The sequence below is a fragment of the uncultured Streptococcus sp. genome (assembly GCF_905372115.1).
In the GTDB taxonomy this organism is placed as follows: Bacteria; Bacillota; Bacilli; order Lactobacillales; family Streptococcaceae; genus Streptococcus.
The window spans coordinates 22157-45461 of record NZ_CAJPNR010000005.1 but is presented as its reverse complement, the minus strand read 5'-3'; the positions used below and the strand labels follow the sequence as shown (position 1 = coordinate 45461).

Genomic DNA, 23305 nt, shown 5'->3' with positions numbered 1-23305 from the left:
TATTATTTAAGTTTTTTATACAATACTTCGTATTTTTTAAGGTGTTTTTTTGTCATACAAAACTTGTATTCTATTTATATGACGAATAAAAACTATTTACAACAATATATTTCCCAAAAAGTGAAATATTTTCGAACACAGAAAAAAATGAGCCAGGAAGAACTTTCGGAACAAGCAGGACTTGGGCTTAAGTATATCAATCAACTAGAAAACCAAAATGTGAATCTGACCATTCACAGTCTTGAAAAAGTGATTGTCGCCCTAGAGATGACCCCAGAGGAATTTTTCAATTTTGATAGCCTTGAATCAACCTCTGATAAGACCGACAATCTTTCACTCAAAAGAATCAACATGAAGATTAAACAGCTCCCTATTGATAAACGAGAAAAGATCTTGGTCATTTTTGAAAGTATCTTAGATAATCTTTGATATCCCTGACTCACTTACATTTTAACCAGCGAATACTCGTATAGTCAAATTGTAGGATACGGATAAAAATTATTTATCTGGTGATTTCCACTTATTTTCCTTCTCCAACTATTGAAAGTGAGCCCATATGAATTTAAAAGATCTACAATATTTTTATGACCTCTGCCAGCTTCAATCCTATACGGAAGTGGCAAAACAACATAAAGTCAGCCAACCATCTATTTCTTATGCCATCAAGCGCTTAGAGGAATCTTTTAATTGCAAATTGATTCACCATGATCCTTCACATCGCTCCTTTAAATTAACTAATCAAGGACAAATCCTTCTGAAGCATACAGAACTGATTTTACCTGAGGTCATTTCTACTCGCAAAGAAATTAATCGCTCTTTGGCGCATTGCTCTACTGTAGGATTCCCTCCTATTATCATTCAGTATCTTTTCTCTGTCTTACATAAAGAAACTGAATTTGATTTTTTAAAAAAGGTACGTCCTATTCGTGGTGGATCCGTAGAATTATTAAACCTTCTCCTTAAGGGAGAACTAGATGCGAGCTTACTCGGATTGATTGAACCACTCAATCATCCTTCAATAGAGACGCATGAACTCTTTCATAAAGAACTTTATGTCGTTTTATCTAAGAACCATCCTCTTGCTACTGCTCCTTCCCTCACTTTTGAAGAATTAGTAGATCAATCCTTTATACTATTAGACGAACACTTTGTTCACCTGAAAGCTTTTGAACTACTTAATCAAAAGTATCAAAACAAGGCAGAAATATTCTTTAAGAGTGACGACATTATCATTATTAAAGAACTTTTAAAGAAAGGGATTGGCGTAAGTTTACTGGCTGATATCGCACTTTCTGATGAAGATGATGATTTAATAAAAATCCCTCTAATACCGGAGGACCAGATAACATTTACAGTTTATTACGCTTATCTCAAATCAGCTACACCGTCATCAGAAGTAGAGGACTTATTTAATCTAATTAAATCATATGAATAGAAAAAACTCTAACTATCAACTACCTGATAGCTAGAGTTTTTTACATTATAGGTATTAGACTAAAGTACGAAGAAATAGGATATTATCAACGAATCTTTTCATTTACCTGATACCATTCAACGAGATTCCCAATTATAAATCTACAAAGTGTCGATAAAAAAGAACACCCCGAAAGGTGCTCTTTGTATGTATTGTAATTCTCTCGAATTAACGTTTACTAAATTGTGACGCTTTACGAGCTTTCTTAAGACCTGGTTTCTTACGTTCTACCATACGGGCATCACGAGTAAGAAGGCCTGCGCGTTTCAATGAATCGCGGAAGTCTGGGTCTACTTGAAGAAGGGCACGAGCGATACCGTGACGGATAGCGCCTGATTGACCAGCGTAGCCACCACCATCAACGTTTACGAAAACGTCGTATTGACCAACAGTTGAAGTAACTGCGAATGGTTGGTTGATAACCAAACGAAGGTCAGCGTGTGGGATGTATTCTTCAACATCTTTTTTGTTTACAGTGATTTTACCAGTTCCTGGAACAAGGCGAACGCGTGCAACAGCGTTTTTACGACGTCCAGTACCTGCATATTGTGCTTGTGACATAGCTTATTTGTTCCTTTCCTTAGATAAGTCCTGAAATATCAAGAACTTCTGGTTGTTGTGCAGCGTGAGTGTGCTCAGCGCCTACAAATACTTTCAGCTTCATACCTTGAGCGCGGCCAAGAGTATTGTGCGGAAGCATACCTTTAACAGATTTTTCGATCAAACGAACAGCATTCTTAGAGCGAAGCTCACCTGCTGAGATTTGTTTCAATCCACCTGGGTACATAGAGTGAGTGTAGTAGATCTTATCAGTCGCTTTTTTACCAGTCAATTTTACTTTTTCAGCGTTGATAACGATTACGAAGTCACCTGTATCAGTGTGTGGTGTAAAGGTTGGTTTGTTTTTTCCGCGAAGTACGCTTGCTACAACAGCAGAAAGGCGTCCAAGAGGGACATCAGTAGCGTCCACTACATACCATTTGCGTTCAACTTCACCTGGCTTAGCCATGTATGTTGTTTTGTTCATGATTTCTCCTATGAATATCGTTTTTGTTTACAGGGCGGATGTTCCGGTCCGCGAGTTATTTGAAAGGTTCCGGGGCCTTACAAATGGGGTAAACAATACCGCCTACTATCATATCAAAAATAGTAGGCAAAAGCAATAGATTTGAAGCAATTATTTATGAAATAGCGATTTCATGTTTTCTTAGTCTTGAATGTCTTGGGCGATACTAAAGAGTCCCAAAGTTCCAGGACCAGTATGGGTAGAAATGACAGGCCCCAGAGGCATGAGGAGAACTTCCTCTACTTGGTCGCTTTCCAGCAGCTGAGCTTTTAAACTCTCAGCAACCTCTTTGACACCTGCATAGGCGATGACCACTCGCGGATCAGCAACTCCTTCCAGAGTCATGCGGACAACTTCAGCCTGTGCCTTTTTCTTGCCGCGAACTTTAGCGACCGAGTCCAGAGTTCCATCTCCCTTGACAGCGATAATCGGCTTGATATTGACCAAGCTCCCCATAAGCGCAGCAGTTTTGGAAATCCGACCGCCCCGCATGAGGTGATTGAGGTCATCAACCAGAAAATAAGTCTTAACCTTAGGCACCAAGCTCTCAATCAAGTCTGCTGTCTGCGCCAAAGTCTGGCCTGCAGCTCTAGCTTCTGCTGCCTTCATGACTAAAAGTCCTTCACCCATAGAAGCCGCCTTGGTATCAATGATACGAATCAGTGCATCTGGAAAATCTTCTAAGACTATCTCCCGTGCCATGACAGCACTCTGATAAGTACCTGATAGAGCCGAAGCAAAGGCTACATAGAGAACTGGTGTCTCTTCCTTGGCATAGCTTCGAAAGACATCTTCAAACTGGCCGACATTGATCTGGCTGGTGGTTGGCTTGCTGCCGGACTCCATCTTATCCAGAAGTTCTTGGCTGGTCAGCTTGCCTGCACCAACTGTCTCATAGGTTTGTCCATCTAGCTGAATGGTCAGGCCTAGGACCTGCACATCATTTTCCTGGGTCCAGTTTTCTGGCAGGTCTGCTGTTGAATCAGTTAAAATCTTAAAGGTCATCTTTTTTCTCCATCAGTTTTTGTAAATCGCGCAAAGATTGGCTGTCCATCGGTCGCAAGGGCGGTCTTTGCAGGTTAATTTGTCCGCTCAGCTTATTGAGGTCTGATTTGGTAATAGCCACTCGCTTCTCTAGCTCTCTAGCGGACACTCTCAAAGCCCCTTGGGCAAAGACAGTCCACTGCTCATTGAGATCGCTGGTCGCAACCGACACCTGATTTTTGGGTGTATTGAGCTCAGCTGCCAAGCGCTCGATATAGTCATCTGCCGTTTCCTCCTCTTCAGTGAAAACGACCGTCACATTAAACTCCTCGTAGGTCTGCCGAACTCCCGGCATATACTGGGCATCAAAGACACAGATAACTTCCAGTCCTTCAAAGCTAGCATAATTGCTGAGTTTCTGAAGCAGAATCGTTCGCGCAGCATCTAGCTCTCCGCGGTTAAAGTAAGGACGAGTCTCCCGCCAAAAGGCCGTCATATTGTAGCCGTCCACCAGTAAGATTTTTCTTTTCATAGGCGATTGCGAAAGACTTCATACATGAGAATCGCCGCTGCCACGCTAGCGTTAAGGCTTTGGACATGGCCATTCATAGGAATGGAAATCATCTCGTCCACTTGCTTTTTAATATTGCTTGAAATCCCCTTACCTTCGTTACCGATGATAAGGGCTAGCTTGCCTGCTGTATTCCACTTATGAGAAGGCGTCCCCTGCATATCCGTCCCGAAAATCCAGAAACCAGCTTCCTTGAGCTTGTCCAGAGTCTGGCTAAGATTGGTCACACGGGCAATGGGAATATGCTCAATGGCACCCGTTGAGGTCTTGGCTACGACTGGTGTCACACCGACTGCCCGGTGCTTGGGAATGATAACTCCAGCCACATTGGTCGCGTCAGCCGTCCTCAAGATAGAGCCTAGATTATGGGGGTCAGTTAGTCCATCCAAAATCAATAAAAGCGGATTGTCTTCCTGCTCTGCTTTTTTCAAAAGCGCTTCAAAGTCAGTATAGGCGAACTCCGCCACTCGCAGAACAAAGCCCTGGTGAACAGCTCCGTCAGTCATCTCCTGCAAGGTTTTCTTAGGTGTCCAGGAGATGGAGACCTTTTTTTCCGCTGCTAAATCTTTGATTTTGTCGACCTTTTTACCACGCAGGTCGTCTTGAATGTAGAGTTTATTTCCAGTGTTAGCTGCGAGAGCCTCTGTCACCGCATGCACACCGTAGACAATATCGTTTTTTTCCATAGGACTAGTATAACACAAAGGCGAAAAAATGGCGGCAGGATTTACTCGGGCGAGACAGAATTCTGCTCTGATAAAAAGCAATCAGCAGCTTCCAAGATTCCCCGCCAGTCATGCTATAATAGAAAGAAGTCTAAAAAAGGAAACTCTTACTCATGTCTCTCCTCCAACGCACCATCAAGCTAGTACTAGCTACCTGTCTAGCTGCTTGGCTGGCTGACTTTTTAGGTCTGGCCTACTCAACTTCAGCCGGAATTATTGCCATCCTCAGCGTGACCAATACCCGCCGCAGCACTGCAAAGCTAGCTGGCAATCGCTTTTTATCTACCCTGCTGGCTCTGGCTATCGGAAGCCTAGCCTTTCACTTTCTAGGTTTTCATCTCGGAGCATTGGCCATCTATATCGCGATCTATGTGCCTCTGGCCTTTCGGCTTGGCTGGGAAATCGGCATCACACCCAGCACCGTCCTGGTCACCCATCTGCTCTTAGAAAAATCCACCTTCTGGTCTCTGCTTGGCAATGAGCTAGCTCTATTTCTTATTGGAACTGGCTTTGCCCTCCTAGCCAATCTCTATATGCCCTCGCGTCAGCAAGAGATTGACAGCTACCACGAGCAAGTGGAGGAACAACTGAAAAAGATTCTTCTGCGCTTTGAATATTTCTTAAAATCTGGAGACGGCCGAAATGATGCAGCTCTGATCAAGGAGCTGGACAAGATTTTGCAGCAGGCCTTGCAGCTGGTCTATCTGGATCACTCCAACCACCTCTTTCACCAGACCAACTACCATATCCACTATTTCGAAATGCGGCAGACCCAAAACCGTATCCTGCAAGACATGGCCAGCAATATCAATAACTGCTATCTAGCAGCCAGCGAAAGCTTAATTTTAGCCCGCCTCTTCTCCCAGACCGCTAAGCAGCTGAGCCAAGAAAATCCCGCCCGAGACCTCTTGGGCGAGATTGACAACTATTTGACCGTTTTTCGTGAGAGGCCACTCCCTAAGACGCGTCAGGAATTTGAAACCCGCGCCATGCTCCTGCAGCTCCTGCGAGACTTGGAGACCTTTATTAGAATTAAGGTGGAATTTTACGAAAAATATAAAGAAGACTAGTTGCTTTGTTTAGCAAATAAAGTACTAAAACTAAAAAAGAGATAAAGGCCTTTATTCACCTTTATCTCCGAATTAAAATAATTTGTTTTCATTTCATGACATCGGCTATATAACTGATGTCTTTTTAATTAGGTTCCTTAGTGTCATAAACCTTGTTGCCCTTAAAATAGACGTAATAGTCCTTATCATCCTCGTCCGCCCAAACGAAGCGAGTAAACATACCAGTCACATCCAGACCACGTGGTTTCCCTAGTTTTTTCACAACATCTTGGGCTGACATTCCTTTGGAAATACCGCTTAAACTTTCCACCTGTTTAGAGGAAGTGAATGTAATAAGCTTATTCATAACAACAGAATTTTCATCATAAGCAATAAGGATAGTATAATTATCCGACTTCCACAGGTCACCTCCACTACTTAGCTCTGAAGTTGGCTGCCCCAGCTTAGCACGTACTTCATCCTTTTTAGTAGCAACCCTATCAGACTCCTCTTCAAAATAAATGAGATTGATGGATTTAAATTCTTCCCACTTATCAATATCTTGCATATCAGTAAGGGCGTCCAAAGATTGACCAAAGTCATTAAAGAGAGTATATGGATCATCTTCAATTGTAGAAGACGAACTAGATGAGCTATAGTCATAGTCGTCATCAGAGTATTCTTTTTTCGAAGATGAGCTCTGTTTTCTTGAGTAGCTAGAGCTAGATGACGACGAAGTATTGCCACTTCGTCTGAAAAGAGGGACAAACATACAGGCGCTAAGTGTCATCAGACTAAACAAGCAGACTGCAAACAATATAAATTTTTTCATAAGATTCCTTTATTCAATAATATTACTCTTCGATATCAATTCCTTTGGATTCAAATAAATCACGTACTTCTTTAGAAAATGGAAAGATTGTTCCGTCAATGGTTTTTAAATTCGAAAACTGCGATAGCTCTTTTTCAGTCACATTTTCCAAATCAAATTGATCATCTTCACCATCCCATAAAGGGATTAATTGCGCATAGATATCATTACCTCCATCAAAGAAGAGGCATTCCACATTCTGCGCATACTCTTTAGGTATTTCCAATCGTTCGAAATAAGCCTCTACTTCAGGAATTGGTGTCTCATAGAAGTCTTCTGGATCTATAGATAATTTCTCAGATTCACAAAAACTGTAAACGTCAAATCGTGGTTCAAGCACGTTTTGTTCATACATTAACTCCTGAATAATAGCCAACTTGAAATTAAAATTATCAAATTGTAAGAAATCACTCATAAATTAGTTCCTTTCATAATCAGAACGAGGCCTCAATCTTCCGAATACACCAACCAATCAGCTCTTCCAGTCGCTCAATAGATTCGGTCATATGCAGGTAGCCCATGACTGCCTCAAAGCCGGTAGACATGCGATAGGTGACGATGTCCGTATTCTTAGCCTTGGTGTGGCTGTTGGCATTGCGGCCGCGCTTGTAGATATCCTCTTCCTTTTCCGTCAGGATCCCTTCTTCCAGCATGAGAGAGATGAGATTAGCCTGAGCCTTGGCAGAAACGTACTTGGTCGCTTCCCTGTGCAGCTGATTTGGCTTGGTTAGCCCTTGAAAAATCAGGTGGCGCCGAATATACATGGAGTAGACAGCATCTCCCTCAAAGGCGAGGGCAATGCCGTTAATCAGGTTGACATCAGTCACGGGTCCACCTCACTCCGTCCTTTGTATCCAAAAGCTTGATGCCCTGAGTGGCCAATTCATCCCGAATACGGTCTGCAGTCGCAAAGTCTCGATTAGCCCGCGCTGCTTGGCGTTCCTCAATCAAGCGCTCAATGTCCGCGTCTAGGACTTCTTCTACAAAGACGATACCAAAAACTTCTAAGAGCTCGGCAAAGGCTGCCTTAACTTCAGAGGTGTAGTTGCCAGAGTTGATCCACTTGGCTAGCTCGAAGACAACTGTGATACCATTAGCCGCATTGAAATCTTCGTCCATAGCGGCGGTGAACTTGTCTAGAAAGGCTTGAAGCTGAGCAGAATCTGCCTGACCAGTGAAAGGCTGCTCATAAGTATTCTTCAAGTACTTAAGATTGGTCGCTGCATCATGAACTGCTTTTTCCGTGAAATTAATTGGCTTACGATAATGCTGGGTAGCAAAGAAAAAACGCAGCACCTGGCCATCAATGGTCTTGAGGGCATCGTGAACAGTGATAAAATTGTCTAAAGACTTGGACATCTTAACATCGTCGATGTTGACAAAGCCATTATGCATCCAGTAGTTGGCAAAAGTCTGACCAGTCTTGGCCTCTGACTGGGCGATTTCATTGGTATGGTGAGGAAACTCTAGGTCTGCTCCTCCACCGTGAATATCAATAGTATCACCCAAAATCTCCGTTGACATGACCGAACACTCAATATGCCAGCCCGGACGGCCTGCTCCCCAAGGACTGTCCCAAGAAATCTCGCCTGGTTTTGCAGCTTTCCAAAGGGCAAAGTCTACAGGATTTTCCTTGCGAGCCGTTTCTTCATCGGTACGACCTGAAGCACCCAACTCCAAGTCTGCCAAGGTTTTATTGGCTAATTTGGCATAATTGTGAGACTTTTCCACTCGGAAATAGACATCGCCCTCTGACTCATAGGCGTAGCCCTTGTCCACCAAAGTCTGCACAAAGTCAATGATTGCCTCCATAAAGTCAATCACGCGCGGATGCTGAGTAGCCAGCTTAACACCTAAGGCCGTCACATCCTCACGAAAAGCTGCGATATACTTGTCAGCCACTTCTTTGGGAGTGATGCCTTCTTCCTTGGCTCGATGGATAATCTTATCATCTACATCTGTAAAATTGGAAATATAATTGACCTCAAATCCCCGATACTCAAAATAGCGACGAACTGTGTCAAAAGCTACTGTTGAGCGGGCATTGCCGACATGGATATAGTTATAAACCGTCGGACCGCAGACATACATGCGAACCTTGCCCTCTTCAATGGGCACAAATTCACGTAGGCTGCGGGTCATGGTGTCGTAAATTTTAATCATGCGGTCCACTCCCTTCTCTATTTCTGACTTTTTCGGCTGAAAACCAGCTCTGCAAAAGGGCCAAATTGTCTGAGGCTATCCAGTTGGTAAAAGCGCTGTCCTTCCTCTTGGGTAAAGAGGGGAACCCCCTTTCCTAGGATAAGGGGCGCTATCTGAATAATGAGGTGGTCGAAAAGATCCGCATCCAAGAGCGGTCCTACCAAGGAATTACCACCAATCACAAAGACATTTTTTCCTTTGTCAATCTGGTGAACAAAGTCCACCACATCCCCAGCTACTGGCTGGTAATTGCTGACAGGCAGGTGCCTATCATGCGTAAAGACATAGTTTTCCGTAGCTTGATAAAAACTTTCTACATCTTGCAAATCTTGGATTTCCTCAAAGGTCCGCTTGCCCATGATGGTGATATCCATTTGCCTGTAAAAGTCATCATAGCCTGTATCCTCTACAGAACCAAGCTGATGCAGCCAGTCTATCCTGTGCTGGCTGTCTGCCAAGTAGCCATCCATGGTGATACAGCCGTAAAAATATACTGCCATTCTTGTAGTTACCTTTCTAGTTCCTTTGCTATTGTCAAAGCGATAGTGAAAAAAGTCATGGCATCAGCTGTCCGCTCTTCATGGCGGGCATCCCAGATTCGGTTATGATGATCCACATAGTCAGCTGTGTAGAAGAACTGATAGACTTTACTCTTGCGAAATTGACTCCAAGCCATGATAGCCGAAGCTTCCATGTCCACCACTTGTGCTCCAGCAGCCAAGCGACACTTGACCTTATCAGGCGTTTCCCGATAAAAGGCATCAGTCGTCCAAGACTTGGTGCGGATATGCTCGATATTGTGCTTATCAAAGATGGCTTCCAAATTAATCAACAGTGATTCGTTATAGGCGACTTCGTCACCCGGTGGGGCATAGTGATAGCTAGTCCCTTCATCTCGCAAAGCAGCAGCCGGCAGAATGATTTTATCCGCCTCAATTGAGCGATCCAAAACGCCACAGGAACCTAGAATGATGAAATTCGTGAAGCCTCTGGCCACCAACTCCTCCAGCTGGCCGACTATCATGGGAGCCCCAATCGGAGCCAACATAACTGCTAGCTTGCTAGGACCTTGGCGGTAAATATACCATGGATGCTGTCCGTTTATGCTTTTCAAATAGCCTCCTGGATAGACTTCTTCTGACTCAATCAAACGTTTCAGAATTTCGCCATTAAAGGACAGGATGATGGTTTTGCATACTTCACCCTTGTCATGGACTGGCTTTTCAGTTGGCTCAATGACTGCTGCTATATCTTCAAATTCCTCTAATAGCATAAGTTCTCTTTCTTTAAGGATTCAGCAAATCCGCCTTCATCTTTTCTATGCGGCGCAGCTTGGTCTCATCTTTCTTGGCTTCACTGATATAGCGAGCCCATTCGCGCTGGTGGCTAGGCGGTAGTTTGGTAAAGCGCTCCTTGGCAAGACCGTCCAAACCTTCTTTCAGTTCAAGGACTACCTGATTCAAAATAGCATCTGATAAATCTGACATGTCGGTTCCTCCCGTCATATTTTACTTAGATAACTTTGCTAGCCTTTTCTACAGACTTGATGAATGATGGCTGGCTTCACGGGCATGCTCTAGCTTGTCTAGATAGTATTCCCGTTTTTCCTCTACCTCGTGAATGGTTGGCTCGTCTTTCTCACCGTGAACACGGACAATCTTGGCTGGTACGCCAACCACCGTCACATCACTTGGAACATCAGCTACAACAACTGCACCAGCTCCGACCTTGGCCTTCTCGCCAATCTCAATTGGTCCGATAACTTGGGCATGGGCAGAGACCAAGGCACCCCGACGGACGGTCGGATGGCGTTTGCCTGTATCCTTGCCCGTACCGCCTAGGGTCACACCGTGGTAAAGCATGGCTCCCTTCTCCACAATGGCCGTTTCTCCAATCACCAGTCCACTGCCATGGTCAATGAAGACACCTGACTCAATCTGAGCGCCAGGATGAATCTCAATCTGGGTCCAGAAACGCCAGAATTGACTGTGCATGCGCGCCAGCAGCTTAAAGCCGTGCCGCCACAAAAAATGCGAGAGGCGGTGGGCCGCCAAAGCTTTGATGCCTGGATAGGTTAGCAAGACTTCCAGCGACGTCCGTGCCGCCGGGTCATTTTCTTTTACAATATCAATAGATTCCTTCCACCAACCCATGCTAGCCTCCTTCCTTCTCTAAACAAGGAGAGACGAGAACTAGGCTCGCCTCTGCCGATTTTTGATGAGGTCTATAGGGATAAGCGACCTCTTATTCTTCTGTTTTAGGGCTTTCTTGATGGTCTTTGTGACCTTTGTGCTCCTTGTGTGGATGATGTCCCTTGTCATGATGATGTTTTGGCTTATCAGACTTTGGTGGACGCGGCAGCAATACTTTCATGGAAGCATCTACCCGGCCTTTGGCATCAATCTTGATCACCTTGACATCCACTTCATCACCGATTTGTACGACATCCTCGACATTATTAGTCCGAGTCCAAGCTAACTCTGAGATGTGAACCAGTGCATCTGTCTTGTCAAAGAGATTAACAAAGGCACCGAATTTCTCAATTCGAACAACCTTGGCATGGTAAACTTCATTCACTTTTGCTTCACGGACCAAGCTAGCAATGATTTTCTTAGCACGATTAATCGCGTCTTGGTCGCTGGAGTAGATGGACACATTACCCTCTTCATCAATGTCAATCTTGACACCAGTTTCAGCGATAATCTTGTCGATGGTTTCCCCACCTTTTCCGATGACAATCTTGATCTTGTCCACATCAATCTTGATGGTGTCGATTTTCGGAGCAGTTGGAGCCAACTCAGGACGCGGAACTGGAATCGTCGCTTCAATCAAATCAAGAATTTCAAAGCGGGCTTTCTTAGCCTGAGCCAGAGCTTCTGTCAAGATTTCCGCTGTAATTCCTTCAATCTTGATATCCATTTGCAGGGCGGTAATCCCTTCGCGAGTACCAGCTACCTTAAAGTCCATATCACCAAAATGGTCTTCCAAACCTTGAATGTCCGTCAGAACCGTGTAGTTGCTGCCATCTGAAATCAAGCCCATAGCAATTCCGGCAACCGGTGCCTTAATCGGCACACCACCTGCCATCAGAGCCAGAGTACCCGCACAGATAGAGGCCTGTGAGGAAGAACCGTTTGACTCTAAGACTTCTGCTACCAGACGGATAGCGTAAGGAAACTCTTCTAAACTAGGCAATACTTGCTCCAAGGCACGTTCCCCAAGAGCACCGTGTCCGATTTCACGACGGCCAGGAGCCCCATAACGGCCTGTCTCACCGACAGAGTATTGCGGGAAATTATAGTGGTGCATGAAGCGTTTCTTGTATTCTGGATCCAAGCCGTCAACAATTTGCGTTTCGCCCATTGGTGCCAGAGTCAGGACAGACAAGGCTTGGGTTTGACCACGAGTAAAAAGACCAGAACCATGCACACGCGGCAGGTAATCCACTTCCGCATCCAGTGGACGGATTTCATCAACCTTACGACCGTCAGGACGGACCTTATCTTCGGTAATCAAACGACGCACTTCTGCATGCTCCATTTGCTCCAAGATTTCAGCCACATCACGCATGATACGGTCGAATTCTTCGTGGTCTGCATATTTTTCTTCATAAACTGCTGTGACTTGGTCTTTGACAGCCTGAGTCGCTGCTTCACGTGCCAGCTTTTCTTCTACCTGAACAGCCTTTTGCAAGTCGCTGTTGTAGGCTGCGACAATCTCTGCCTGCAGCTCTTCATCAACATGCAGCAATTCTACTTCCGCTTTTTCCTTGCCGACTGCCGCAACGATTTCTTCTTGGAAGGCAATCAATTCTTTGACCGCTTCGTGCCCTTTGAGAAGAGCTTCCAACATGATATCTTCAGACAGCTCCTTGGCTCCAGACTCTACCATGTTGATAGCCTCTTTGGTACCAGCCACTGTCAGTTCCAAAAGTGAAACTTCTTTTTGTTCCTTGCTCGGGTTGATGATAAATTCACCATCTACATAGCCAACTTGAACTCCTGCGATAGGACCGTTAAAAGGAATATCTGAGATAGAAAGAGCCAGAGAGCTACCGAACATAGCTGCCATTTGAGGCGAAGCATCTTCATCATAAGAAAGAACGGTATTGATAACCTGAACTTCATTGCGGAAGCCTTCCGCAAACATAGGGCGAATCGGACGGTCAATCAAGCGGGCAGTCAAAGTCGCATCCGTTGACGGACGGCCTTCGCGCTTGTTAAAGCCACCAGGATATTTCCCAGCTGCATACATTTTTTCCTCATAGTTGACCTGCAATGGGAAAAAGTCACCAGTAGCCATCTTTTTAGACATGGTTGCCGCAGTTAAAACGGTACTTTCTCCATATCGAACAACGGCGCTGCCATTTGCCTGCTTTGCAACCTGACCGGTTTCAACTACCAGCTCACGACCTGCAAAAACGGTTTTAAAAACTTGTTTTGTCATAAAGACTCCTTGCCGAGCACATGCTCAAATTTTTTCATACGCCTTGGCTACAAAGATCAAGATACTAAGACCGTCAAAAAGCAAAGTAAAAATAGGAAAGCGAACGACGGAGCGACTGCTCCTAGATAGATTTATCTTTTTTTACAAAAAACCTAGGACGTGTTCAGTTAGCACTTTGACTTTAATATCATGGTCTTAGTAGCTTATTATATCCTCATCTTTGTATCAAGCACGTACAGACCTTATTTTACCACAATTTCAGCCAAAAGAAAAAGTCTGAAAATGGCTTTTTTCTATAAAAGTACTGAAAACCTATTTTTCTTTTCTATAGCTGATTATAGCTGGCTGTCAGAGTTCGTTTTTTCCCTTTCGATTCGTCAAATAGGATGGCGGTATAGCCACTATTCACTTTTCAAAGAGGACTTCTTGCTTTATAATAAATACAGTGACTCATTTCAAACATATAAAGGAGACAATCGTGCCAGAACATCAAACAGTTGAAAAGAAAGATTTTTTCTCACTCCTTGCGACAGCCTTAGTCAGCTTTGCAGGCATCTTATCTGAAACCAGTATGAATGTAACCTTCCCGCACCTAAGCAAGGTCTTTGGATTAGGATTGGGAACGCTACAATGGATTACGACAGGGTATTTGTTAGCAGTGGCCATTACGATTACTTTAGGAGCAACCTTGGCCCACAATTGGAAAGAAAGAACCATCCTCTTTACCGCTTTGGCCAACTTTTGCTTGGGAACTCTGATTGCCATGTTGGCTTCAAGCTTTCCCATCTTGATGATAGGGAGGATCCTACAAGGAGGAGCTACTGGATTAGCCATTCCTTTGCTCTTTAACTTGATTGTTGAGCGTGTTCCTAAGCAAAAAATTGGAACCTACATGGGCTTATCTGGAATGGTGGTCAGCCTAGCACCAGCAATTGGTCCGACTTACGGTGGTTTTATGATTAGTCGTTTTGACTGGCATATGATTTATACCTTTATTCTTCCTGTCCCAATCATTTCCTTTATCCTTGGCTTTTTCTTTTTAAGAAATTCCGAGAAGTCTAGGAAACGTGCCTTCGATCTCCCCTCATTTATCCTCTTAGCAAGCTCACTCGTCTTTGCCATTGTAGCCATCTCCAGCTTAGAAGAAGGACATATCGATTGGCCCTATCTTATTCTCTGTCTACTACCACTAGCTTGCTTCATCTATCGGAGCTTAAAGATTGATCATCCATTCCTAGATATTCGTATCTTAAAGCAACCAACAGTCTTATTGGCTATTTTACCCTTCTTTATTTTTCAATTTATCAACCTATCAGCTAATTTTCTGATTCCCAACTTCCTAGTCATAGAAAAAGACATTTCAACCGCTCAGGCAGGCTTTGCGCTGCTTCCAGGAACCATGCTCGGAGCCTTCCTCTCTCCTGTCTTTGGCAAGCTCTATGATAGAAATGGTCCTAAACCAACCCTTTTTACAGGAAATTCACTTCTTTTCCTGGCTGTACTCTTGCTCCTTATCTTTACAAAAGAACTTACCTTAACAGCTGTTATTGCGATTTATATTTGCTTTACCTTGGGACGAAACATGGCCTTCAATAACACACTTGCCCTAGCGACGACTCAAATTGATAAAGGAAAGACTGCAGATACGACCGCGCTGTTTCAGCTGGCCCAGACCTTTGCGGGTGCTATAGGTACCGCAGTAACGGCCGTCATCGCTAATCAAGCTCCCAATATGACAAAAGGAACTCAAAACGTCTTCACCCTGCTATTAGGCCTGGTTATCTTCGTATTCTTGTCTTATTTACTGCTTTTTAAAAGGATTGCAGCAAAGAAACATTGACTTTTATCCTCGATCTGATAAACAGCTAAAAATTACTGACTTATCCTTCTCCCCCAAAGACATTTTGGGGGATTTTTTGCTATACTATTTCTATATACGACAAAAGGAGTAGACTATGGAACAAAAACATCGTTCTGAATTTCCAGAAAATGAACTCTGGGACCTAACAGCCCTTTACCAAGACCAGGAGGACTTCCTGCGGGCCATCGAAAAGGCCAGAGAGGACATCCAGAAATTCGTCCGTGATTATCAAGGCAAGCTTAGCACTTTCGAAGATTTTGAGCGGGCATTTGCTGAGTTAGAGCAGATTTATATCCAAATCAGCCACATTGGTAACTACGGCTTTATGCCACAGACCACTGACTTTGGCGACGAGAGCTTTGCGCAGATTGCCCAAGCAGCCATGGAGTTTGAGACCGAGGCCAATGTCGCACTCAGCTTCTTTGACGACGCTCTGGTCAGTGCAGATGAGTCTGTCTTAGAGAGACTAGGCCAAGAGCCCCATTTGACCTCAGCCATTCGCCAGGCTAAAATCAAAAAAGCCCACTATCTGGGAGCAGATGTCGAAAAAGCCTTGACCAATCTAGGTGAAGTCTTTTACAGTCCACAGGATATTTACACCAAGATGCGGGCCGGCGACTTTGCCATGGCTGACTTTGAAGTAGACGGCAAAGTTTTCAAAAACAGCTTTGTCACCTATGAGAATTTCTACCAAAACCATGAAAATGCAGAAATCCGCGAAAAATCTTTCCGCTCTTTCTCAGAAGGGCTTCGTCAGCATCAAAACACTGCCTCAGCTGCTTATCTAGCTCAGGTCAAGTCTGAAAAATTACTGGCTGACATGAAGGGCTATGAGTCTGTCTTTGACTACTTGCTGGCAGAGCAAGAAGTTGATCGCTCTATGTTTGACCGGCAGATTGACTTGATTATGAGTGAATTTGCCCCAGTAGCTCAGAAATACCTCAAGCATGTCGCTAAGGTAAACGGACTTGAAAAAATGACTTTTGCCGACTGGAAGCTGGACTTGGACAGCGAGCTCAATCCCGAAGTCAGCATTGATGATGCCTATGACCTCGTCATGAAGTCAGTCGAGCCACTCGGACAAGAGTATTGCCAAGAAGTTGCCCGCTATAAGGAAGAACGCTGGGTCGACTTTGCGGCCAATGCTGGAAAGGATTCTGGAGGCTATGCTGCTGATCCTTATCGGGTTCACCCTTATGTCCTCATGAGCTGGACTGGACGTATGAGTGATGTCTATACTCTGATTCACGAGATTGGCCACTCCGGTCAGTTTATCTTCTCTGACAATCACCAAAGCTATTTCAACGCCCACATGTCCACCTACTATGTGGAAGCACCGTCTACCTTTAATGAGCTCCTGCTCAGTGATTATCTGGAACGCCAGTTTGATAACCCACGCCAGAAACGCTTTGCCCTGGCTCACCGTCTGACGGATACCTACTTCCACAACTTCATTACTCACTTGCTGGAAGCTGCCTTCCAACGCAAGGTCTATACTTTGATTGAAGAAGGCGGAACCTTCGGTGCAAGCAAACTCAACGCTATCATGAAAGAAGTTTTGATAGAATTCTGGGGCGATGCCGTTGAGATTGACGACGATGCTGCCCTGACCTGGATGCGCCAAGCCCACTACTACATGGGGCTTTACAGCTATACTTACTCAGCAGGCTTAGTCATCTCTACCGCCGGTTATCTACACCTGAAAAATAACGAAAATGGTGCCCGTGACTGGCTTGAACTGCTCAAATCTGGCGGCAGCAAGACTCCGCTTGAGTCAGCCATGATTATCGGAGCAGATATCTCAACTGACAAACCACTCCGTGATACTATCCAGTTCTTGTCAGACACAGTTGATCAGATTATTGCTTACAGCGAGGAGTTAGGGGAATAAGCCTATATCTTTAAAATCAGACTCAGATTATGCATCTGAGTCTGATTTTTTTCTTTTAAAAAACAAAATTAAATCTGTATTTTCAATTACTACAAAATATTTGTTGAAAACGCTTCCGTTTTGTGATATGATGTCCTTGGATAAATATCCGAAGGGAGTTTTAATATGAAAATTTTTTTTGAAAAGCCAACCTTGAAGAAAATACTGCTTGTTCTGGCAGTTCTCTTCATCATCATTCTTGCACCAATCACCATGCCATTGATGTTCATAGGAGGATGCTTTGGTATTTGGCGCTTCACTAAACGAAAACCGAATATTCAAAAGCGCAATATTGCCATTGCCGTCACTATTGTCGGGATACTAGGAATCTATGCAGTAGGGAAGTTAACTCCTGATGTTATTAAAGAGCAGACAAAACAAAGCCAGGTAACAAAATTTACATCTAATAGTTCCTCAACTAGCTCATCGTCATCACAAACTAGTAGCTCTACAGCATCTAGCAGTAAAAAAAGAGAAAGAACGTAAAGAAAAAGAGCTAAAGGAAGCTCAGAAACAAAAGCAGGAAGAGGAGAAAAAAGCTCGCGAGGAACAAGCACGTAAAGAAGCAGAGACTAAGAAAATTGTTGAAGAAGCCAATCAGGCTGTCCAACAGCTTGAAAATAATCAGGTCGCAGAAAATATTTCTCCGGCACAGGCAGCAGTCGAACGCGTTTCAGATCCAACTACAAAATCTAACTTGACGGATCGCATCGGACGAGTTCAAAATGCAATTAACCAACGGGCTGAAGAAGCACGCCTTGCAGAGGAAGCACGCCAAGAAGCGGAGAGACAGGCAGCGGAAAGACAAGCGGCAGAACAACAAGAAACAGTAACTGCCAGTGGATATTTTAAAGATTCTAATGGCAGGTGGCATCGTCCTAACGGCCAGTTCGCTTCAAAAAAAGAAATAGCAAATGCAGGATTAGAATGGTAACATCTATTCTTTTCTAAATTTGTTCAGTTCCCATCAATAAATATGCACAAGACAGACAAACCACTCCGCTACACCATCCAATTCTTGTCTTACACAGTCGATCAGATTATTGTTTATAGCGAGGATTTAGGGAAATAAAGAATAAACAAAATCAGCTTGAAGCAAATCTTCAAGCTGATTTTTAAATAGTTCAATAAAAATAAAGCGATCCAAAAAAGCGGAGATAAAGTAAAATATAGGCACTAAAACAAGCGATAAATATAAGCCATCTTATCCAGTACTGTGACTTAGTATAATTCTTCATTCGCAGCAACCCGATGAAAAACCAGATCAAACTCCAAAACACGAGGCCTAATATCTGAGGGGCAAAATACGAAATTAAAAGCAAAACAGGAATCAACAAGGCTAATACTAGTATGATTCTTTTTTGCGTGATCTGCTCTCTAGGAATCATCCACCCCACAAAGAAACACAAAGCCGCTGGAGCGATGAATGGTGTAAAAATCATAAAGATAAATAAAAGATGTTTTAGCAACTCAATAATAATCATTACCTCATTCCCATCATGTTTTAAATAACCCAGATCTCTAGCGCGATCCATTGGAAAATTTACCTCTACTTATTATACCTTAAAAAGTGAATTTTCGAACAAAATTTTTAAATTGACTCATTATTGTTATAATCGCAATAAAAAAGACCGCTCTATAACAAGAGCAGTCTCATTTTAAAACAGGTCTATATAACCGTAATTTTACTTTATCCCAACTCCGCCACAATAGCTTTAATCTGCTGGGCTGTATGAACACCCGCTAGCTGCTTGACGACCTGACCGTCTTTTTTAAAAAGCAAGGTCGGGATAGACATGATGCCAAAAGCGCGTGCTGTAGCTGGATTTTCGTCCACATCCATCTTAAAAATCTTGAGCTCGTCTTCGGAAAGTTCCTCTGAGAGCTTGTCAAGGATTGGTCCCTGCATCCGACAAGGTCCGCACCAAGTGGCCCAAAAGTCAATGAGCACTAAACCATCTTTTGTTTCTTGCTCAAATGTTGCATCTGTGATTGCTTTTACCATTATTTTTCTCCTTTATTCTTAGTCAAACTTTGTCAAATCCTGCTTCATCAGGAAAAAGAAGACATCGCCGTAAGTACCCTGGTAGTTCAAATCATGGCCTTTATAGGTCAACTTTTTAACTGGGTAATAATCTGCCACTCCAATCAAGCAGGCTTGCTGGGACTGCTCAAACTCCTGATAAGACTCAAAGGTCATCTTCCGCTCCTGCTTGACAGCATCCAAATATGTGATTTCAATCATAACTTCTCCTTTTCAAAACTACGCTTGTAATTTTTATTTTATGATTATATTGTAATTGGTTTGGTTACATCTGTCAAATAAAACGACTTGGAGAAATCACTTCGCTTTTCAAGCCACTCACCGATTTCCTAACAAACGAAAAGCCTCCCATCGGAAGACCTTTCCATAGAAATAAGAAAAAGCAGGCTCAATGCCCCTTGTGCTTTTCCAATCGTTTTTGCTGTTTGAGTTCGAATTTCCTTTGCTTAGCCAGTTCTTTCTGCTGCTTGCGCTTGACTCGAGCAATTATCTTTTGCTCTTCTAATTGCAGACTCAGCGCTTCCTGAGACTTTGAAGATCGTGAAGCAAGCTGCTCTTTTTTAGCCTGTCTCTGCAGGCGTTTAGGACTGACCGACTTAGTCTTCTCCTTCACCCTGATGCTAGGACTAAACTGCAACCGATGATAATAACGGTTTAAAAAATCCAACAATTCCTGCGTGCTAGGCTCTGCACCAAAGGTGACTCGGCAAACTCTATAAGATTGAGCATATTCCTGCTCGAAAAGACCGTGCCAAAATCCCTCTTCAAAATAAACTGTCAGCGTCATTGAAATCTTATCCATGACAGCCCCTCCTTTAAAAATTCCTAAGAATGGACAACCAAGGAGGAAGGTTACTGACAAAAAATGGATTTTTTGCGTCTGGACTACCAACCAGAGCTGTGTTTTTATCTTAGTAGCTACAGTCTAGCAAGATTTTCTAAAAAACTCAAGGTTATCGGCATCTCGCTTAGATGACTGAATTGGATTTTCTTGTATGAAATCCAGAAAAATCAAAAACAAGATATCTCTCTCCTTGTAAAATACACTCATTTCCGCTATAATACTACAAATACTGAAAGGAGAGAACTATGAAGTATATTTGGGCTTTTTTAGCAGCCTTGTGCTTGGCTGGATTAGGTCTTTTCTTCTGGCACTCCCAGACTAAATCGAATCCTACCACTCCTAAGCCAGAAATCACGCAGACAGCTTCTAGCGAGAAGAGCGACAATCAACCGACTCCTACTGATGACATTGTGTCTGAAGAGTACAGCGTTTCACACGATGACAAGCAACTCTACGGAAAGATTACTGCTCCTTCTGACTACAAGAGTAAAAAATTGCCGACTATTGTTATCGCACATGGATTGAACAACACCCTTGAGCAATATGAAATGTACAGCCAGCTGTTGGCAAAGCAAGGTTATCTGGTTTACAGCTTTGATTTCTACGGTGGCAGTCGCCAATCGAAAAGCGGTGGACAAGATATGCTGAATATGTCGGTCAAGACCGAACTCACAGACTTGACTCGAGTCATGGAAAAGCTTCGTTCTGAGGCCTTTGTAGATAAGAACAAAATGAATTTATTCGGTGCTAGCCAAGGTGGTGTCGTTGCCAGTCTCTATGCTGCTGCTTATCCGAACCGCGTGCACAAACTCATGCTTATCTTTCCAGCTTTCGTTCTTTTCGACGATGCCAAAGCGACTTATCATGAGCTAGGGAGCCCTGACTTCGATCAACTTCCAGACAGCCTGACACACCACAATACTACTCTGGGCAAGATTTATCTAATCGATGCCTTAAACATTGACATCCAAGCAGAGCAGGCCAAAATCACGGCTCCGACCCTCATTATCCACGGCACTGATGATGCAGTCGTGCCCTACCAGTATGCGGTCGAAGCGAGCCAGACCATTCCAAATGCAAAGCTGGTCACTGTAGAAGGTGGGGAACATCGCATTGACGAAAGATTTGCTATCACTGCCGCTCCTGCGATCCAAAAATTCTTGAAAGAGTAAAGCTGCTAATCGAAAAAGTTCTTCTAAAGAAATAGAAGGACTTTTTATTTGGAAAAATTAGAAATATTGTCTGAAGATAGAAAAAATACTGATATTCAAATCAATTGATATAGGCTAACAAGCAAACAAAGTATTTTAGAGAAAAGCCCAACCAAAAACTATACCAACATCCTCTAACAAGAACAGCAAGGATCAATCAATCAATGCTTTGTCCGAAGAGTACAGTGTCTCAGATAATGATAAATAACTCTACAGTATGACCAGCGCTCTTCGTGCTTACAAGAATAAACATTTCCAATCATGGTCATTGCACATGGCCTTAACATTTTACTTGAGAAAATAGATTTTAAAAAAACCTTGACACTTGATCAAAGTTTTTTCTGTATCTCTTCTCTAAAACTAACCTCACTAATTATTCAATCACTTCATAGATTTCATTCGTCTGCCAACGAGTTTTAGGAGTAATTTCTTGATTGCGGTATCCAAAGCTAGCCATCACAGACACACCAAATTCTTCTGTGTCTAGATAACCTTTCTCTTCTAGATAAGCCTCCACCTTCGCTCGATCAAATCCTTCAATCGGACAAGAATCAATCCCTAACATAGTCGCTGCTGTCATCATATTTGCCATTTGAATATAGGTCTGCTTACTGGCCCAATCAAACAAAGAACGCTCATCCGTCAATTGAGCATCCTGCTCTTGGTAGCTCTTTACTCTTTGAGCAAAGTCCGAGTTTGGGTCATAATCTCTACGTTTAACTTCTCTCATCAATTCCTTAACATAATCGCTATCATAAGTGACACCCTTTCGTGCAAGAAAGATAACAAAATGACTCGCAGCTTCTAAACTAGCAACCGCTCCCCAAGCTATCGATTTTAACTCCTCTTTCATGCTTTCGTTTTTCAATAAAAGCATTTTCCATGGTTCAAATCCCATTGAGGAAGGAGCTAACCTCCCGACCTCAACAAGAGTTTCCCAATCCTCATCAGAAATAGGTCGATTGGGGTCATATTGCTTCGTTGCAAAACGCTGGTGTTGCAAGGAAAGAACTTGTTCTCTATCCATATTAATCTTCTCTCTTCTTTCTAGATAATCATAAACTGCTGCAATATCTGATTCGTCTAAACCGGCTCTTTCTCCCCCAAATATAGTTCTTCAGTGAAATAAAGAAGGGCAATTCACTAGACTCCTCCGGCTCATTTTTAGGCCATTTAATTGCATTCATTGTTATCATATTTTTTCTCCATTTCTTTAATGGAGAAAAAATATGATAACATAAATTCGTTGTACATACAATTGATTTGCTTGATTTTTTTCAAAATAAATAAAAAGAAAGAGCAGAAACTCCTTCTTTCATAACTATTCTTTCAAGTTTTCAGCTGCATCATTGAGTGTAATAGCTAAGTCATCACCCAACGTTTTTCCTAATATCGCAAAATATCTATCATGCAAAGAATCCCAACTTTTTTAACTTCTTTTGTCATTTCATGACCTTTTTCTGTTAAGAAAACACTTGTTTCTCTTCCTTGGGTTTGGGTACTAACCAATTGCTTATAGACCAGTTTTTCTATAAAACGCGTCAATGTAGACGGAGCTAAGTGTAACAACTGACTCAAGTCTTCCTGTCTTAACCCATCCTTTTCCTCCAAAGCTAATAAAATGAAACCATAGGTTGGTGACAAACCTGTTGGGGCAAAAGCAACATCTGCATAAGTATTTAAAATACGATCTAATTTTTTCACCGTAAAAAAGAGGCATGTGTTAAGTGAATCTTCAAAGGTTTTATCTTTTGACATATTCTTCTCCTTTCTAACAAATTTCCTAATTTAAAGACTTTTTCTTTCAATTAAGTATTAAGAAATTGCTCATAATTGTTAGTTTCATCTACAAAACTTCCCCCGAAGGGAGATTTCTGTTTTATTTTTCCTTACAATGCTAGGAACCGTAACCGAAGATAATACTTAGGTATATCGAGGTAAGGTGACGTAACAGAAAAAGCTCCCTGGAGTCAGAGAGCCAATTTGAGCTCGGGCTAAAATCCTAGCGAAAAAGATGAAACTCCTTG

Annotated in this window: 27 protein-coding genes and 1 pseudogene; 8 read left to right on the top strand and 20 right to left on the bottom strand. The window is 43.0% G+C overall.

Annotated elements, in window-relative coordinates:
• Positions 1-78 precede the first annotated feature (78 nt).
• Together QZ169_RS03020 and QZ169_RS03015 are read left to right on the top strand one after the other, a co-directional pair.
• Positions 79-429, top strand: coding sequence for a helix-turn-helix domain-containing protein (locus QZ169_RS03020; RefSeq protein WP_255778474.1), 351 nt, complete (start codon positions 79-81; stop codon positions 427-429).
• Positions 430-556: 127 nt separating this feature from the next.
• A complete protein-coding gene (locus tag QZ169_RS03015) occupies positions 557-1435 on the top strand; it encodes a LysR family transcriptional regulator (protein WP_295504824.1) in 879 nt (292 codons plus the stop codon).
• Positions 1436-1642: 207 nt separating this feature from the next.
• On the opposite strand, the gene rpsI is transcribed toward QZ169_RS03015, so the two are convergent.
• The 5 genes from rpsI to rlmB form a co-directional block, all read right to left on the bottom strand.
• On the bottom strand, positions 1643-2035 hold the full coding sequence (gene rpsI, locus QZ169_RS03010) for a 30S ribosomal protein S9 (RefSeq protein ID WP_002902303.1): 393 nt from the start codon (positions 2033-2035) through the stop codon (positions 1643-1645).
• A 19-nt stretch (positions 2036-2054) separates the two neighbouring features.
• A complete protein-coding gene (gene rplM, locus QZ169_RS03005) occupies positions 2055-2501 on the bottom strand; it encodes a 50S ribosomal protein L13 (protein WP_002893769.1) in 447 nt (148 codons plus the stop codon).
• Between the two features lie 180 nt (positions 2502-2681).
• Entirely contained in the window at positions 2682-3545 is an 864-nt protein-coding gene (locus tag QZ169_RS03000; RefSeq protein WP_295504823.1) for a DegV family protein, read from the bottom strand.
• Positions 3535-4056, bottom strand: a complete 522-nt coding sequence (locus QZ169_RS02995) for an NYN domain-containing protein (RefSeq protein ID WP_295504822.1) — start codon at positions 4054-4056, stop codon at positions 3535-3537. Before QZ169_RS02995 ends, QZ169_RS03000 begins: the two co-directional genes overlap by 11 nt.
• Positions 4053-4781: a 23S rRNA (guanosine(2251)-2'-O)-methyltransferase RlmB gene (gene rlmB / locus QZ169_RS02990; RefSeq protein ID WP_295504821.1), complete on the bottom strand. Its 729-nt coding sequence runs from the start codon at positions 4779-4781 to the stop codon at positions 4053-4055. The genes QZ169_RS02995 and rlmB overlap by 4 nt, the downstream gene beginning before the upstream one ends.
• Before the next feature lie 152 nt (positions 4782-4933).
• On the opposite strand from rlmB, the gene QZ169_RS02985 reads away from it, so the two are divergent.
• A complete protein-coding gene (locus QZ169_RS02985; protein WP_295504820.1) occupies positions 4934-5890 on the top strand; it encodes an aromatic acid exporter family protein in 957 nt (318 codons plus the stop codon).
• Between the two features lie 124 nt (positions 5891-6014).
• Here the strand turns inward: QZ169_RS02985 and QZ169_RS11540 are convergent, their stop codons facing one another.
• The 9 genes from QZ169_RS11540 to pnp form a co-directional block, all read right to left on the bottom strand.
• Positions 6015-6437 carry a hypothetical protein gene (locus QZ169_RS11540; RefSeq protein WP_002907990.1) on the bottom strand — a complete coding sequence of 141 codons (423 nt, stop codon included), beginning with the start codon at positions 6435-6437 and terminating at the stop codon, positions 6015-6017.
• A gap of 286 nt (positions 6438-6723) precedes the next feature.
• Positions 6724-7155 (bottom strand): DUF6892 domain-containing protein, encoded by a 432-nt coding sequence (locus tag QZ169_RS02975; RefSeq protein WP_295504818.1) that lies wholly within the window; start codon positions 7153-7155, stop codon positions 6724-6726.
• A 19-nt stretch (positions 7156-7174) separates the two neighbouring features.
• A complete protein-coding gene (locus tag QZ169_RS02970; protein ID WP_062201056.1) occupies positions 7175-7567 on the bottom strand; it encodes a Mini-ribonuclease 3 in 393 nt (130 codons plus the stop codon).
• Positions 7560-8903, bottom strand: a complete 1344-nt coding sequence (cysS, locus tag QZ169_RS02965) for a cysteine--tRNA ligase (RefSeq protein WP_295504817.1) — start codon at positions 8901-8903, stop codon at positions 7560-7562. Before cysS ends, QZ169_RS02970 begins: the two co-directional genes overlap by 8 nt.
• Before the next feature lie 17 nt (positions 8904-8920).
• A complete protein-coding gene (locus QZ169_RS02960) occupies positions 8921-9442 on the bottom strand; it encodes a dihydrofolate reductase family protein (RefSeq protein WP_000301974.1) in 522 nt (173 codons plus the stop codon).
• 8 nt (positions 9443-9450) lie between these two features.
• Positions 9451-10215 carry a nucleoside phosphorylase gene (locus QZ169_RS02955; RefSeq protein WP_295504816.1) on the bottom strand — a complete coding sequence of 255 codons (765 nt, stop codon included), beginning with the start codon at positions 10213-10215 and terminating at the stop codon, positions 9451-9453.
• A 13-nt stretch (positions 10216-10228) separates the two neighbouring features.
• Positions 10229-10447, bottom strand: coding sequence for a YdeI/OmpD-associated family protein (locus QZ169_RS02950; protein WP_295504815.1), 219 nt, complete (start codon positions 10445-10447; stop codon positions 10229-10231).
• Between the two features lie 30 nt (positions 10448-10477).
• Entirely contained in the window at positions 10478-11095 is a 618-nt protein-coding gene (gene cysE, locus QZ169_RS02945) for a serine O-acetyltransferase (RefSeq protein ID WP_002899011.1), read from the bottom strand.
• A 91-nt stretch (positions 11096-11186) separates the two neighbouring features.
• Complete coding sequence (pnp, locus tag QZ169_RS02940) at positions 11187-13388, bottom strand: polyribonucleotide nucleotidyltransferase (protein WP_295504814.1); 2202 nt, start codon at positions 13386-13388, stop codon at positions 11187-11189.
• Positions 13389-13866: 478 nt separating this feature from the next.
• Between pnp and QZ169_RS02935 the strand changes: the two genes are divergently transcribed.
• The 4 genes from QZ169_RS02935 to QZ169_RS02920 all read left to right on the top strand — a co-directional run bounded on the left by QZ169_RS02935 (position 13867) and on the right by QZ169_RS02920 (position 18113).
• The gene (locus QZ169_RS02935; RefSeq protein WP_295504813.1) at positions 13867-15228 is read left to right on the top strand and encodes an MFS transporter; all 1362 of its coding nucleotides are present in this window, start codon (positions 13867-13869) and stop codon (positions 15226-15228) included.
• 115 nt (positions 15229-15343) lie between these two features.
• The gene (gene pepF, locus QZ169_RS02930; RefSeq protein WP_295504812.1) at positions 15344-17140 is read left to right on the top strand and encodes an oligoendopeptidase F; all 1797 of its coding nucleotides are present in this window, start codon (positions 15344-15346) and stop codon (positions 17138-17140) included.
• Positions 17141-17305: 165 nt separating this feature from the next.
• Entirely contained in the window at positions 17306-17665 is a 360-nt protein-coding gene (locus QZ169_RS02925) for a hypothetical protein (RefSeq protein WP_295504811.1), read from the top strand.
• 211 nt (positions 17666-17876) lie between these two features.
• Positions 17877-18113, top strand: coding sequence for a hypothetical protein (locus tag QZ169_RS02920; RefSeq protein ID WP_295504810.1), 237 nt, complete (start codon positions 17877-17879; stop codon positions 18111-18113).
• Positions 18114-18303: 190 nt separating this feature from the next.
• On the opposite strand, the gene QZ169_RS02915 is transcribed toward QZ169_RS02920, so the two are convergent.
• From QZ169_RS02915 to QZ169_RS02900, 4 genes are all read right to left on the bottom strand, one after another.
• Positions 18304-18714 (bottom strand): hypothetical protein, encoded by a 411-nt coding sequence (locus tag QZ169_RS02915; protein WP_295504809.1) that lies wholly within the window; start codon positions 18712-18714, stop codon positions 18304-18306.
• A 155-nt stretch (positions 18715-18869) separates the two neighbouring features.
• Positions 18870-19184 carry a thioredoxin gene (gene trxA / locus QZ169_RS02910; protein ID WP_295504808.1) on the bottom strand — a complete coding sequence of 105 codons (315 nt, stop codon included), beginning with the start codon at positions 19182-19184 and terminating at the stop codon, positions 18870-18872.
• 18 nt (positions 19185-19202) lie between these two features.
• Positions 19203-19424 (bottom strand): DUF4649 family protein, encoded by a 222-nt coding sequence (locus QZ169_RS02905; protein WP_002899027.1) that lies wholly within the window; start codon positions 19422-19424, stop codon positions 19203-19205.
• A 187-nt stretch (positions 19425-19611) separates the two neighbouring features.
• Entirely contained in the window at positions 19612-20025 is a 414-nt protein-coding gene (locus QZ169_RS02900) for a YjdF family protein (protein WP_295504807.1), read from the bottom strand.
• A 287-nt stretch (positions 20026-20312) separates the two neighbouring features.
• Between QZ169_RS02900 and QZ169_RS02895 the strand changes: the two genes are divergently transcribed.
• Positions 20313-21239 (top strand): S9 family peptidase, encoded by a 927-nt coding sequence (locus tag QZ169_RS02895; RefSeq protein WP_295504806.1) that lies wholly within the window; start codon positions 20313-20315, stop codon positions 21237-21239.
• Positions 21240-21651: 412 nt separating this feature from the next.
• Here the strand turns inward: QZ169_RS02895 and QZ169_RS02890 are convergent, their stop codons facing one another.
• Together QZ169_RS02890 and QZ169_RS02885 are read right to left on the bottom strand one after the other, a co-directional pair.
• Positions 21652-22305: an NAD(P)H-dependent oxidoreductase gene (locus QZ169_RS02890; protein WP_125382549.1), complete on the bottom strand. Its 654-nt coding sequence runs from the start codon at positions 22303-22305 to the stop codon at positions 21652-21654.
• A gap of 294 nt (positions 22306-22599) precedes the next feature.
• Positions 22600-23036 (bottom strand): annotated as a pseudogene (locus tag QZ169_RS02885) (MarR family winged helix-turn-helix transcriptional regulator).
• Positions 23037-23305: the final 269 nt, after the last annotated feature.